We start from the raw sequence: 13214 nt of genomic DNA on the forward strand, positions 1-13214 counted from the left end.
GGGTGGGGGGGGGCGCCACACGGGGTGGCCCCCGCCCCCGGTCTCACAGCACGGCGCTGAGGAACTCCCGCGTCCGCTCCTGCTCCGGCTCGCTGAAGATCTTCTCCGGCGGGCCCGACTCGATGACCCGACCCGAGTCGAACATCAGGACCTGGTCCGAGATGTCCCGGGCGAAGCTCATCTCGTGGGTCACGCAGAGCATCGTGATGTCGGTGGTGCGGGCGATGTCCCGCAGCACGTCCAGGACGCCGGCCACCAGCTCCGGGTCCAGCGCGGAGGTCACCTCGTCCAGCAGGAGGACCTGCGGTCGCATCGCCAGCGCCCGTGCGATCGCCACCCGCTGCTGCTGGCCGCCGGACAGCTGGGTCGGGTACTTGTCGATGTGCTCGGTCAGGCCCACCAGTTCGAGCAGGTCGCGGGCCCGCTCCTCGGCCTCGTCCTTGGACAGGCCGAGGACGGTGACCGGAGCCTCGGTGATGTTGCGCAGCACCTTCATGTTCGGGAAGAGATTGAACTGCTGGAAGACCATCCCGATGTTCTTGCGCACCTCACGGATGTGCTTCTCGCCGGCCCGGACCAGCTTCCCGTTCCGCTCCTCGTGGGTCAGGTAGTCGCCGCCCACCCTGATCGTGCCCTCGTCGGGCTCGGCCAGGGTCATCAGCAGCCGCAGGATCGTCGTCTTGCCGGAGCCCGACGGGCCGATCAGCGTGACGTGCTTGCCGGAGTCGACGGAGAAGTCGAGCCGGTCGAGGACGGTGTTGTCGCCGAAGCGCTTGGTGACCTTGTCGAAGCGGATCAGTTCACTGCCGTCCACCGGCGGATTGGCGAGGGGTTCGGTGTTCTGTGCGGGATCGGTGTCAGCGGACAAGGCGTCGCTCCAGGGCTCGGATCAGGAGGGAGGCGGGGTAGGCGATGACGATGAAGGCCACGCCCACGACGGTGAGCGCCTCGGTGGTGAAGGTCTCGTTGCTGAAGGCCTGGGCCTCGCCGAGCATGTCGAAGGCCCCGATGGTCGCGATCATCGGGGAGTCCTTGAGCATGGCGACGACGTAGTTGCCCAGCGGCGGGACGACGCGGCGGATCGCCTGCGGAAGGATCACCGCCCGCCAGGTGCGCCCCTTGGACAGGCTCAGCGCCGTGGCCGCCTCCCACTGGCCGGCGGGGACGCCGTCGATGCCCGCGCGGTAGACCTCCGCGGTGTAGGTGGAGTAGTGCAGTCCGAGGCCGACGATGCCGGTGGTGAGCGGCGACATCGACGGGCCGAATTCGGGGACCACGTAGAAGAGGAAGAAGAGTTGCACCAGCAGCGGTGTGTTGCGGATGAACTCCGTGACGGCGACGACCGGCCAGCGCACCCAGACCTGCGCGGACCGCTGTGCCAGCGCCCACACCAGACCCAGCGCGAACGCGATCAGGGTGCCGATGGCCAGGGCTTGCAGGGTGACGAGCACACCGTCCCAGAACCGCGGCATGAAGTCGTCCACGACGTTCCAGTCCCAGCTCATCCCGTACCCCCCGCGGACTGCGAACCGGCCTGAAGGCTTGCGCCGCGGGCGCCGGGCTTCCTGGTGGTCCCGCCGTTCTTCGCCGGCGGTTGCCCGATACCGGCCTTCGCCCTGCGCTCCAGCAGCCGCATACCGCGGGTGATCAGGAAGGCGAGAACGAAGTAGAGGACCAGCAGCAGGGTGTAGACCGGGGTGGTCTCGTTGCTGCCCAGCCGGAGCAGATTGCCGGCGAACGTCATGTCGGCCACGGTGATGACCGAGACCAGGGCGGTCCCCTTCAGCAACTCGATCAGCAGGTTGTTGAACGGCGGCACCATCTCGGGCCACGCCTGGGGCATTTCGATCAGGCGCAGCCGCTGCAGGCGGGTGAAGTTGAGCGCGATGCCCGCTTCCTTCTGCGCCGGTGTGACGGCGGCCAGGGAACCGCGCACGATCTCGGAGCCGTAGGCGCCGTAGGTCAGGCCGAGCGCGCTGACGCCGGCCCACATGGGTACCAACTGCCAGCCGAAGAGGGGCAGCGCGAAGAACATCCAGAACATCAGGACCAGCGCCGACATGCCACGGAAGACCTCGAAGTAGGCCCCGGCGAGAAAGCGGACGATCCAGTACCGCGACCCGCGGGCGAGACCGATGCCGAACGAGATGGCGGCGCCGAGGGCCGCGGAGAGCACCGTCACCTGGACCGTGACCCAGATCCCCGGCAGGAACCAGGTGGTGAAGAACTCGGAAGTCATCATCAGCCGCACAGCTCCTTCGCCGTGAGGTCCGTCATGTCGGCCTTGGCGAAGCCGAAGGGGCCGACGATCCGCAGGAGTTCCCGGTAGTCGTCCTCCTTGAGCTTCAGCAGCTCCTTGTTGAACGCGTCGCGGAAGTTCTTCTCGGACTGCCGGAAGGCGAAGCCGCCCGCGCCGTAGGCGGGCTTGCCGTCGACCACGGGCTGAAACGGCTCGGTGGCCGACACGCGTGCGGAACCCGCCACCGCCGACCTGACCGTGATGCGGGTGCCCGCGAAGGCGTCCACCCGGCCCTGGGCCACCGCGTCGAGCCCGGCCACCTGGTCCGGCAGGACCAGCACGTCGCCGATGCCCGCGGCCTTTGCGTAGTCGATCTGGGCGTAGGCCTTGCCGGAGGCGAGCTTGAGGCCCTTCTTCTTGACGTCCTCGTACGTCTTGATGCCGTGCGGATTGCCCTTCCTGACGATGAAGGCGTCCAGCATCAGGTAGTCCGGGTCGGCGAACAGCACCTGTTCGCACCGCAGGGGATTGATGTACATCCCTGCCGACACCACGTCGAACTGCCGGGCCTTCAGTCCGGGTATGAGGGCACCGAAGTCCACAGGCACCGGCTCGACCTCGTCGATACCGAGCTTCTTGAAGATCACCTTCGCGATCGCGGGTGCCTCTCCGGTGGCCTGTCCGTCGTCTCCTACATAGCCGAAGGGGGGTTCACTGGCGATGCCGATCTTCACGGACCCCTGATCCCGCAAGGTGTCCAGGAGGCTGCCTCCCAAGACCTTTCCGTCTCCCGGGACGCGGCTGCAGCCGACCACCCCCAGACCCCCCGCCGCGCTCAGCGCCGCTCCGGTGAGCAGCGAGCGGCGGCTGAGTCTTTTGTGGCGGCCGTGGTCGGTTCCTGATCGATGTGCGTGTGGTCGAGCCATGGGCGCGCGGCTACCCGAGTTCATGCGAGTTACACGGACCGCTTTCGGCCCCGCTCGTCACCGAGGCCGCCTTGACCGCGGGTGGACCATGGAACGCATGGCTGACCGATACATCGAAGTCTCGCTGGTCAAGCGCGGAATCACCGCCACGGCCCAGCTGCTCGACGATCGTGCGCCGATCACCTGCGCGGCCGTCTGGGATTCCCTTCCGCTCGCCGGCGACGTCTACCATGCCAAATACGCCCGCAACGAGATCTACGCCCTTTTCCCGCCTTTCGCGGCATCCGAACCACCGCTGGAAAACCCGACCGTCACTCCCATACCGGGAGATCTCTGCTATTTCTCCTTCGCGGGAGCGGAACTCGGCACCCGGGCCTACGGCTACGACCGCGAGGTCCGCCCCGGCACCACGCTCGTCGACCTGGCCCTCTTCTACGAACGCAACAACCTGCTCCTCAACGGCGACGTCGGCTGGGTTCCCGGCATCGTCTGGGGCCGGATCGTGGAAGGCCTGGAGGAGGTGGCGCAGGCGTGCAACGACCTGTGGCGGACGGGCGCGGCGGGAGAGACGCTGCGGTTCCGGCGTTCCGGCCCGCCGGGGGGCGCCCCCGCCGGGTGAGGGCGAGAGCCGCGGTGAGGGTGAGGGCGGGGGTGAAGGCGAGAGCAGGGGTGAAGGCGGGCGGGTGCGCGAGAGGCGCGGGCGAGGACTACGACCATCCGCGCAACGCGTGACCCGCCCGTAGCACCAGGTCGTCCCGGTGGCGGGCGGCCACGATCTGCAGCCCCACCGGCAGCCCGTCGCCGTCCGTGCCCACCGGGACGGTGGCCGCGGGCTGCTGGGTGAGGTTGAAGGGGTAGGTGAAGGGCGTCCACCCGGTCCAGCGCCGATGCCCCGACCCGGCCGGCACCTCGACTCCCGCCTCGAACGCGGTGATCGGCAGTGTCGGGGTGAGGAGCAGGTCGTAGGTGTCGTGGAAACGGCCCATGCGGCGGCCCAGTTCCATCCGGACGTCCACCGCGGACAGATAGTCGAGGGCGGAGTACCGCGCGCCCTCGGCGCAGATCTCCCGCAGCCCCGGATCGAGCGCCTCCCGCCGGTCCGCCCGCAGCCGCCGCGTCACCTGGGCCGCCCCGGCGAACCACAGGGTGTGGAAGGCGTCCACCGGGTCGGTGAAGTCCGGGTCGGCCTCCTCGACGTACGCGCCGAGCTCCGCCAGTCGCTCCACGGCCCGCCGCACCGCCGCCGCGACCCCCGGCCGTACCGCGACCTGTCCGCCCAGCGACGGCGAGTACGCCACCCGCAGTCCGCGCACGCCCCGGTCGAGCCCCGCCCGGAACGACCCCTCCGCCGGACCCAGCGCCGACCAGTCCCGTGCGTCCGGCACGCCGATCACGTCGAGCAGCAGCGCCGCGTCCGCCGCGTCCCGGGTCATCGGGCCCACGTGCGCCAGCGTGCCGAAGGCGCTCGCCGGGTACAACGGCACGCGGCCGTACGTCGGTTTCAGCGCGAAGATCCCGCAGAACGCGGCCGGGATACGGACGCTGCCCCCGCCGTCGGTCCCCAGCGACAGCGGCCCCGCGCCGAGCGCCACCGCTGCCGCGCTCCCGCCGCTGGAACCGCCCGCCGTGCGTGACGGGTCGTGCGGGTTGCGGGTCACACCGGTCAGCGGGGAGTCCGTCACCCCCTTCCAGCCGTACTCGGGGGTGGTCGTCTTGCCGACGAAGACCGCGCCGGCCTCGCGCAGCCGGGCGACGGCAGGGGCGTCCTCGTCCCAGGAGCCGGACGGGTCGACGGACTTCGAGCCGCGCAGGGTCGGATGTCCCTTCAGCAGCAGGATGTCCTTGACCGTCACCGGCACCCCGTCGACCGGCCCGGCCGGCTCCCCGCGCCGCCACCGCTCCCGCGAGGCCTCCGCCCGGGCCGGCGCCTCGTCGGTGAGGATCCGTACGAACGCGTTCACCTCCGGCTGGATCCGCTCCGCCCGGTCCAGGGCCGCGCGGGTCGCCTCCACGGGGCTGAACTCGCCCTTGCGATAGCCGTCGAGGAGCTCGGTCGCCGTGAGTGTGGTGAGGTCGGTCATGCGCCCTCCCGAGGCCGCTGACGTCAGTGTCCGGGCACGTATCCGCGCTGCTTGTCGACCACGTTCCTCAGCGGTCGGCCCGCCGCCCACCGCTCGAACAACTCCACGAACTGCGTGCCGAGTTCGTCCCGCCAGCCGACCGTGTCGCCGCTCATGTGGGGCGAGATCAGCAGCCCCGGGACATGCCACAACGGGCTGTCGGCCGGGAGGGGTTCGGTGGTGAGGACGTCCAGGGCGGCGCCCGCGATCCACCGCCGCTCCAGGGCCCGCACCAGCGCGTCCTCGACGACCAGCGGTCCGCGGCCGACGTTCACGAAGCGGGCGGAGGGCTGCATCACGCCGAACCGCCGGGTGTCGAACATGCCGTGCGTCTGCTCGGTGAGCGGGGCGGCCGCGATCACCCAGTCGGCGCGGGCGAGGAGCCGGTCCAGGTCCTGGGGTCCGTGGATGCCGGTGCGCGGGACGCGGCCGACGACGGCCGTGGTCATGCCGAGCGCCTTCAGGGTGCGGGCGATCGCCCGTCCGATCGGCCCCGACCCGACGACGACGGCCCGGGTCCCGGAGACCCGCCCGCCCTCCCGGTGCCGCCACTCGCCCCGCTGCTGAAGCTCCCAGCTCCGCGGCAGATCCTTCGCCATCGCCAGGACCAGCGCGGCGACGTACTCGGCGATCGGCTCGTCGAAGATCCCGCGGGCGTTGGTCACCACCGTGTCCGACGCGGCCAGTTCGGGGCAGAGCAGGTGGTCCACGCCGGCGCTCGCCGTGTGCACCCAGCCCGGCCGCGGCCCCTCACCGGGCCAGGCGGCGCGCACCGCGTGCGAGGTGAAGTCCCAGACCAGCAGGACGTCCGCCGCGGGCAGCCGCGCGGCGAGGGAGGCCTCGTCGGTGTGCAGCACCCGGGCCCGCCCGGTGAGGCGCCCGAGCCGGGGCAGGGGGTCGGCGTCCAGCACGAGAACCGTGGGCACAGCTGCGGGGACGACGGTCATCCGATGCCCCCTCCGTCCGTGACCACGTGCCTGACGTGCGCGGATTGACCACGTTCGCACCCGAACCTACCGTCGTCAACACGGCGGTGCGTGCGGCTCGTTGCGCATCCTGTCTCCCGGTGAGGGCGGTGCCCGCAATGGACGTCACCTTTCTCGGCGGCCCCCGCGCGCAGCGCGGCCTCGGGGTCGTCGCCCCCTTCGACTTCGCGCTGGACCGCGAGCTGTGGCGCTGGACGCCGGACGACGTCTCGCTCCACCTGACCCGCACGCCGTACGTCCCCGTCGAGGTCAGCCTGGACCTCGCCCGCCGGGTGAGCGAGCACGAGACCCTCCGGGACGCCGTCCGCACCCTGATCGCGGTCGCCCCCGAGACCGTCGCCTACGCCTGCACCTCGGGCAGCTTCGTCGGCGGGCTCGCCGGGGAGAGGGCCATGTGCGAGGCGATGACCCGGGCCGGGGCGACACCGTCCGTGACCACCTCGGGCGCGCTGATCGAGGCCCTGGCGGAGCTGGGCGCCCGCCGGGTGGCCCTGGTGACGCCGTACACGGAGTCGGTGACGCGCTCGCTCGAGGAGTATGTGGCCGAGGCGGGCGGGACGGTCACCGGACGCGCGTTCATGGGCCTGACCCGGCACATCTGGAAGGTTCCGTACCGGGAGGTGGTGGAGATGGCCCACCGGGCGGTGCCCGCGCCCGCGACCGCCGACGCGCTGTTCATCTCCTGCACCAACCTGCCGACCTACGACGTCATCCCCCAACTCGAGGCCGAACTGCGGATACCGGTGATCTCGGCCAACCAGGTGACCATGTGGGCGGCGTTGCGCCGACTGGGTACCCGAGCGGTGGGACCGTATCAAGCGCTGCTGGACCCTTCGGCACGCGTGTGGCTCCCCGGGCTGCCGGACACCCGGGTACCGCGGGAACTTCCCGTGCCGCAGGAACCCCCGGTCCTGCCGGACGAAGAGCAGCAGGAAGGCTGGACATGACCGCACTAGGTTTCCTCTATCCGGGCCACTCGGCCGAGGACGACTACCCCCGTATCGAGCAGCTCCTGGGCAGTGACATCCGATTGGACCTGGTCCACACGGACATCGGCGAGGACGCGCACCGGGTGGACGCGCTGCGCGAGATGGGCGCGCCCGAGCGACTGGCGAAGGGCGTCGAGCAGCTGCGGCTGGCCGGCGCCGAGGCGGTCGTGTGGGCCTGCACCAGCGGCGGCTTCGTGCACGGCTGGGAGGGCGCCCAGGAGCAGGTTCGCGCCCTGGCCACGACCGCCGGGATGCCGGCCTCCTCCACCTCCTTCGCCTTCGTGCACGCGGCCCGCGAGATCGGCGCCGGGCGGGTCGCCGTCGGGGCGACGTACCCGGACGACGTGGCGGCACTGTTCGCCGGGTTCCTGCGGGCGGGCGGCGTGGAGGTGACCGGCGTCCACAGCGCCGGGATCGTCACGGCGGCCGAGGCCGGCACCTGGGGCGAGGCCGAGGTGATCGCCCTCGCGCGGGCCGCCGACGCGCCCGAGGCGGGGGCGATCCTGCTGCCCGACACCGCACTGCACACGGCCGCGTTCCTCCCCGCCCTGGAGAAGGAGTTCGGCAAACCGGTCCTCACCGCCAACCAGGTCACGGTCTGGGAGGCCCTGCGCCTCACCGACCGCCGGGTGAACGCCCCGGGCCTGGGCATGCTGTTCACCCGGGAGCCGATCGTGCAGGTGTGAACCGGGGCGGGGGCGTATGCAGGCGGAAACGGTCATAGCCGTCGCGGCGACGGTTGTCGCGCTCGGGTCGCTGTGGGTCAGTTACAGCCAGAGCCGGGCCGCCCGTGTGCACAACCGGCAGTCCCTGCGGCCCATCCTCCAGATACGACGCATCCGCAACCGGCAGGAGGGTCTCACCGGGCTCAAGGTGATCAACGCCGGACTGGGTCCGGCCGTGATCACGGCCACCGTGGTGCGCTGGGACGGTGTGGTCGTCGGCCAGTGGGCCCGTGAGGCCTGGAACGTGATGCTCGACTCCGACGAGGGCGTCCAGAAGTACGCGCTCCGGCAGGGGTCCGTCGTCCTGGTCGGTGAATCCACCTTCCTGGTCCGCCTGGACACGGACGACGCCGACCGTCTTCTCCGCTTCCACGACGGCATCCGGGACCGCCTGTCGATCGACATCCACTACGAGTCCGTCTACGGCGGGGAGGGTTTCGTCGTCTCCTCGCTCGGCAGGGAATAAACGGGGACACCCTCCTGTTATCCGCCGGAGGACAGTGCACGGCCGACAACAGGAGGACCCCCGTGGCGGCGGACGAGACGGCGGCGGACGAGACGGTGAGCGATGTGACGGAGGCGGACGGGATCCGAGGGGCGGCCCGGGGCAGCGCGCCGGTGCCCCTCTCCGTGCTGGACCTGGTCACCGTCGGCTCCGGTCGCACCGCCACCGACGCCCTGCGCACCAGCGTCGACCTCGCCCGGTTCACCGAGTCGCGCGGCTTCCACCGCTACTGGGTCGCCGAGCACCACTCGATGCCGGGCGTCGCCTCCTCCTCGCCCGCGGTCATCCTCGCCCACCTCGCCGCCCACACCGACCGCATCCGGCTCGGCTCGGGCGGCGTGATGCTGCCCAACCACGCGCCCCTCGTCATCGCCGAGCAGTTCGGCACCCTGGAGGCGCTGGCCCCCCGCCGCATCGACCTCGGCCTCGGCCGCGCCCCGGGCACCGACGGCGCCACCGCCGCGGCCCTGCGCCGCACCGCCACCCTGCACGAGGGCGCCGACGACTTCCCCGAGCAGCTCGCCGAGCTCACCCGCTTCCTGGACGACGACTTTCCCGACGGCCACCGCTACCGCCGCATCCACGCGATCCCCGGCCCGGTCCAGGGGACGTCCCCCGGCGGGGTGCAGTCGCCGCACCGGCCGCCGATCTGGCTGCTCGGCTCCTCCGGCTTCAGCGCCCGGCTGGCCGGCGTGCTCGGTCTGCCCTTCGCCTTCGCGCACCACTTCTCGGCGCAGAACACCGTCCCGGCCCTCGACCTGTACCGGGAGTCCTTCCGGCCGTCCGAGGTGCTCGCCGAGCCGTACGCGCTGATCGGCGTCTCCGTGCTCGCCGTCGACGACGAGCGCGAGGCCCGCCGCCAGATCCTGGCCACCGGCCTCAACATGCTCCGGCTGCGCGGCGGCCGCCCCGGCCTGTTCCCCTCCCCCGAGGAGGCGGAGGCGCACGAATTCAGTCCGCTGGAAAGGGAGTTCGTCGACTCCTGGGGCGCGAACATCATCGGCGGCACGGCCGACGAGGTCCGCTCCGGCCTCGACGGCCTCCACAAGCGCACGGGCGCCGACGAGTTGATGCTCACCAGCCACGCCCACCGCGGTGAGCTGCGCCTGCGCTCCTACGAACTCGTCGCGGACGCCTACGGGTTGCCGACCGCGTAGGTCTCGGTTCCCCGCAGCTCGGAGATACGGTCCGGCGACACCGGACGGGAGTACAGCCAGCCCTGTCCGGTGTCGCAGCCGATGCTGCGCAGCCGGGTCGCCTGCGCGGAGGTCTCCACGCACTCGGCGGTGACGGTCAGCCCCAGCCGGTGGGCGAGGTCGATCATCGCCTCGACGACGACCTGGTCGGCCGGGTTCGGCGGGGAGCCCGCGCCCTCGTACTGGAAGCCGCGCACGAAGGACCCGTCGAGCTTGAGCACCGAAACCGGCAGCCGGCTCAGGTAGGCGAGGTTGGAGTAGCCGGTGCCGAAGTCGTCGATGGCGATGCCGACGCCCATGTCGCTGAGGGCCTGGAGCGCCTGGAGCGGCCGCCCCGCCGAGCCCATCACGGCCGACTCGGTCAGTTCCAGCTGGAGCAGGTGCGGCGCGAGCCCGGTCTCGGCGAGGATCTCCGCCACATCCGCCACCAGGTCGGAGTCCCACACCTGACGCACCGCCACGTTGACGCTGACGAACAGCGGCGGATCGTCCGGATTGTCCATTTGCCACTGCCGTGCCTGGCGGCAGGCGGTGGCCAGAACCCATCGGCCGAGCGGCACGATCGAACCGTCCTCCTCGGCCAGCGCGACGAACCGATTCGGCGACAGCAGCCCGAACCGGGGGTGATCCCAGCGCACCAGCGCCTCCACACCGCGCAGCCGGCCGTCCGACATGCCGACCAGCGGCTGGTAGTCGAGGCGGAACTCGCCGCGCTCGATGGCCGGACGGAGCGTGGAGGCCAGCGCCTGCCGGGTCATCAGATGGGCGTTGCGCTCGGGGTCGAACAACGTCCAGCGGTCCTTGCCGTCCACCTTCGCCCAGTACAGGGTCGTGTCGGCGGCCTGCATCAGACCGGTCGCCGTGGTGCCGGCCGCGTGCCGCTCCACGACCCCGATCGACGCGGAGACGTTGAGCCGGTGCCCGGCCAGGTCGAAGGGGGCCTGGAGCGCCTTGAGCACGGACTCGGCGAGGTCGGCCAGCTGCTCGGTGCCGGTGGAGTCCTCGACCAGCAGGGCGAACTCGTCGCCGCCCAGCCGGGCCACCAGTGGCACGCTCGGCCGGGTCTGCCCGGCCTGCTCGGCGCTCTCCGTCAGCCGTTCGGCGACGGCGGCCAGCAGCAGGTCGCCGACCCGGTGACCGAGGGTGTCGTTGACGGCCTTGAAGCCGTCCAGGTCCAGGTAGCACAGGCCGATCCGGCCGGTCCCGCTCTGCTCGTACGCCTCCGCCTCCAGCGCGGCGGACACCCGCTCGAAGAACAGGGTCCGGTTGGGCAGCCGGGTGACCGGGTCGTGCATCTGGAGATGCCGCAGTCTCGCCTGGAGGTCACGGTGCGCGCTCACGTCCGCGACCGACAGCAGTATGCCGGGCATGTCCGCGTCGAGGGGGGACACGGTGACCTGCGCCCACAGCGAGCGGCCGTCGGGCTGCTTCAGGCGCCGGGTGCAGCGCAGTCTCGCCTGCCGGCCGCGCAGCACCTCGCGGTAGGCGTGCCAGGTGCGCGCGTCGGAGGTCAGGTCCAGCAGGTCGGAGGCGACCCGCCCGACCAGGCCCTCGCTCCCGCCGCCGAGCAGCGCGCCGAGCGCGTCGTTGGCGTCGACGATGCGACCCTCGCCGTCGACGACGGCCATGGCGAGGGGCGCCGCCGCGAAGACGGAACGGTAGGCCGGTGGTCGGTTGACCAGGAGCCCGCTTTCCGTACTGTCGATGTCACTCTCTGTGACGGCTGACCGGTCGAGGTCTGCCGCGGGCGTCGGCCCTTCGGACGTTCCGCTCACCGCTCGCTCCCGCAGTGCACTCGATCGCTGTCCGTGCAGGAAAGTCTGCCGATCATAGTGGCTGCCCCCGGACCCGCGCAGCCACTGCCCAGTGTCCCCGAACAACCGGCCTTTCTGACAGATCGTTTCTGCCCGCACCTGGCCCGGTTCTGTGGGGGGACGACCGCTTGTGACGTTCCGTGAGAATTCCGGGGGTGTCGAGGTGATGCCCGCTTTCCGCCTCCTCACTCGTCTGGGGCAGGCAAACAGGGCGTAGTACGACAATTTCACACAGGCTGGGTGGCGGTGTCCTGTGAACCGCCTCCCGGAGGTCTCTGTGCCGCGACTGCCGCGACGTGTGCGACTGCTTCCGCGCCCCCGACTGCGCAGTACGGCGGCCGTGTTCACCACCCTCTCGGCGCTGGTCGCGAACTCGCTCGTCGGCGGTCCCTCGGTCGCCGAGCCGTTCTCCCCCGCCCCCTGCGCCCTGACCCGCACCCCGGCCCACCACTCGGAGGGCGTGGACACCTGGAACAGCGCCTACCCCCGGCCGGCCCGTTCCCTCGACGCGGTGATGGTCTTCCTGTCCTTCCCGGACCGGTTCCCGACGACCTCCCCCGACGAACTGGCCGCCGACCACTTCCCCGCCACCAGCCGCTTCTTCCAGCAGGCGTCCTACGGGAAGTTCGCCCTGCGCGCGCACCCGCTGAAGCGCTGGATCAGCATGCCCAAGCCGTCCACCGCGTACGCCATACAGCGCGACTGGGACGCCGACAGCCGGGCCGCGTACCTGCACGACGCGCTGGCCGCCGCCGACCCCCACGTGGACTTCTCCCGCTACGACGTCGTCTACTTCGTGGCCGACCCGGACGCGCCGGGCGTCGACTCGGACGCCACGAAGGTCGTCAACCTGGACACCCCGCTGAACGCCGACGGCACGGACATCCGCCGGGTCGTCACCGTCTTCGAGCAGCACCCCCCGGACCGCCTCGTCCTCGCCCACGAGACCGGCCACGTCTTCGACCTGCCCGACCTCTACCACCGCCCCGTCGACGGCAAGGGCGACTGGGACACCTATGTCGGCGACTGGGACCTGATGGGAAGCCAGTTCGGCCTCGCCCCGGACCTCTTCGCCTGGCACAAGTGGAAACTGGGCTGGCTGGACGAGCGCCAGGTGGTGTGCGTACGGGGGCCGGGTCCGACCCGGCTGACCCTGGAGCCGCTCGGCGCCGGACCCGGCGTGCAGGTCGCCGGCGCCTCCGGCGCGCCGTCCTTCGGGCTCGGCAACGGGCCCAAGCTGGCGGTGGTGCGCACCGGCCCCGACAGCGCGCTCGCCTTCGAGGCGCGCGGCCCGGCGGGCAACGACCGGGCGGCCTGTCGCACCGGCATCCTCGTCTACCGCGTCAGCAGCGGCGCCCGGTCCGGCCGGGGCCCGGTCGAGGTGATCGACGCCCACCCGCGCACCGAGGCCTGCTGGGAGAACTCCGTCTACCCGCCCCTCGCGGACGCCCCGGTCGCCCTCGGCGAGAGCTTCACGGTGCCGGGCAACGGCGTACGGGTGGACGTGGAGGGGCGCACGGTGTCGGGGGAGTGGACGGTGAAGATCACGCCGGGGACGAAGCTGTGACCCCTCCCGCGGCGTCCCGGACGTGACCCGTTCCGGACACGCGAAAGGCCCCTCGCGCTCGCGAGGGGCCTTTGCCGGAGGGGGTGCGGGTGGCGTAGCCCCCACAGTGCGCGGCGCAGCCGCGCAGGAATGACGACGGCGGGGCTG

Annotated in this window: 13 protein-coding genes; 6 read left to right on the top strand and 7 right to left on the bottom strand. The window is 71.6% G+C overall.

Translation table 11 applies throughout. The features are described 5' to 3' along the window. Positions 1-43 precede the first annotated feature (43 nt). Genes ehuA through ehuB form a run of 4 tightly spaced genes read right to left on the bottom strand, consistent with a single transcriptional unit; the run spans position 44 to position 3165 of the window. The gene (gene ehuA / locus QQM72_RS24690; protein ID WP_314223043.1) at positions 44-868 is read right to left on the bottom strand and encodes an ectoine/hydroxyectoine ABC transporter ATP-binding protein EhuA; all 825 of its coding nucleotides are present in this window, start codon (positions 866-868) and stop codon (positions 44-46) included. Further along, a complete protein-coding gene (ehuD, locus tag QQM72_RS24695) occupies positions 858-1505 on the bottom strand; it encodes an ectoine/hydroxyectoine ABC transporter permease subunit EhuD (protein WP_314223044.1) in 648 nt (215 codons plus the stop codon). Before ehuD ends, ehuA begins: the two co-directional genes overlap by 11 nt. Continuing rightward, a complete protein-coding gene (ehuC, locus tag QQM72_RS24700) occupies positions 1502-2242 on the bottom strand; it encodes an ectoine/hydroxyectoine ABC transporter permease subunit EhuC (protein ID WP_314223045.1) in 741 nt (246 codons plus the stop codon). The genes ehuD and ehuC overlap by 4 nt, the downstream gene beginning before the upstream one ends. Continuing rightward, positions 2242-3165, bottom strand: coding sequence for an ectoine/hydroxyectoine ABC transporter substrate-binding protein EhuB (gene ehuB / locus QQM72_RS24705; protein ID WP_314223046.1), 924 nt, complete (start codon positions 3163-3165; stop codon positions 2242-2244). Before ehuB ends, ehuC begins: the two co-directional genes overlap by 1 nt. A gap of 97 nt (positions 3166-3262) precedes the next feature. Here ehuB and QQM72_RS24710 point away from each other — a divergent pair, with 97 nt between their 5' ends. Next, the gene (locus tag QQM72_RS24710; RefSeq protein ID WP_314223047.1) at positions 3263-3784 is read left to right on the top strand and encodes a DUF3830 family protein; all 522 of its coding nucleotides are present in this window, start codon (positions 3263-3265) and stop codon (positions 3782-3784) included. A gap of 88 nt (positions 3785-3872) precedes the next feature. Here the strand turns inward: QQM72_RS24710 and QQM72_RS24715 are convergent, their stop codons facing one another. After that, on the bottom strand, positions 3873-5246 hold the full coding sequence (locus QQM72_RS24715; RefSeq protein ID WP_314223048.1) for an amidase: 1374 nt from the start codon (positions 5244-5246) through the stop codon (positions 3873-3875). A gap of 23 nt (positions 5247-5269) precedes the next feature. Beyond that, positions 5270-6232: a D-2-hydroxyacid dehydrogenase gene (locus QQM72_RS24720; protein WP_314223049.1), complete on the bottom strand. Its 963-nt coding sequence runs from the start codon at positions 6230-6232 to the stop codon at positions 5270-5272. A 137-nt stretch (positions 6233-6369) separates the two neighbouring features. On the opposite strand from QQM72_RS24720, the gene QQM72_RS24725 reads away from it, so the two are divergent. The 4 genes from QQM72_RS24725 to QQM72_RS24740 all read left to right on the top strand — a co-directional run bounded on the left by QQM72_RS24725 (position 6370) and on the right by QQM72_RS24740 (position 9647). Further along, entirely contained in the window at positions 6370-7218 is an 849-nt protein-coding gene (locus QQM72_RS24725) for a maleate cis-trans isomerase family protein (RefSeq protein ID WP_314223050.1), read from the top strand. Next, the gene (locus tag QQM72_RS24730) at positions 7215-7946 is read left to right on the top strand and encodes a maleate cis-trans isomerase family protein (protein ID WP_314223051.1); all 732 of its coding nucleotides are present in this window, start codon (positions 7215-7217) and stop codon (positions 7944-7946) included. Before QQM72_RS24725 ends, QQM72_RS24730 begins: the two co-directional genes overlap by 4 nt. Positions 7947-7962: 16 nt before the next feature. Beyond that, positions 7963-8451 (top strand): hypothetical protein, encoded by a 489-nt coding sequence (locus tag QQM72_RS24735; protein WP_314223052.1) that lies wholly within the window; start codon positions 7963-7965, stop codon positions 8449-8451. A 62-nt stretch (positions 8452-8513) separates the two neighbouring features. Beyond that, entirely contained in the window at positions 8514-9647 is a 1134-nt protein-coding gene (locus QQM72_RS24740; protein ID WP_314223053.1) for an LLM class flavin-dependent oxidoreductase, read from the top strand. On the opposite strand, the gene QQM72_RS24745 is transcribed toward QQM72_RS24740, so the two are convergent. After that, the gene (locus QQM72_RS24745) at positions 9626-11461 is read right to left on the bottom strand and encodes a putative bifunctional diguanylate cyclase/phosphodiesterase (protein WP_314223054.1); all 1836 of its coding nucleotides are present in this window, start codon (positions 11459-11461) and stop codon (positions 9626-9628) included. The genes QQM72_RS24740 and QQM72_RS24745 overlap by 22 nt on opposite strands. Before the next feature lie 337 nt (positions 11462-11798). On the opposite strand from QQM72_RS24745, the gene QQM72_RS24750 reads away from it, so the two are divergent. Further along, positions 11799-13067 (top strand): M6 family metalloprotease domain-containing protein, encoded by a 1269-nt coding sequence (locus QQM72_RS24750; protein ID WP_399078492.1) that lies wholly within the window; start codon positions 11799-11801, stop codon positions 13065-13067. Positions 13068-13214 lie beyond the last annotated feature (147 nt).

Origin of the sequence: Streptomyces zaehneri, from assembly GCF_032248645.1 — a bacterium.
Classification (GTDB): Bacteria; Actinomycetota; Actinomycetes; order Streptomycetales; family Streptomycetaceae; genus Streptomyces; species Streptomyces coriariae.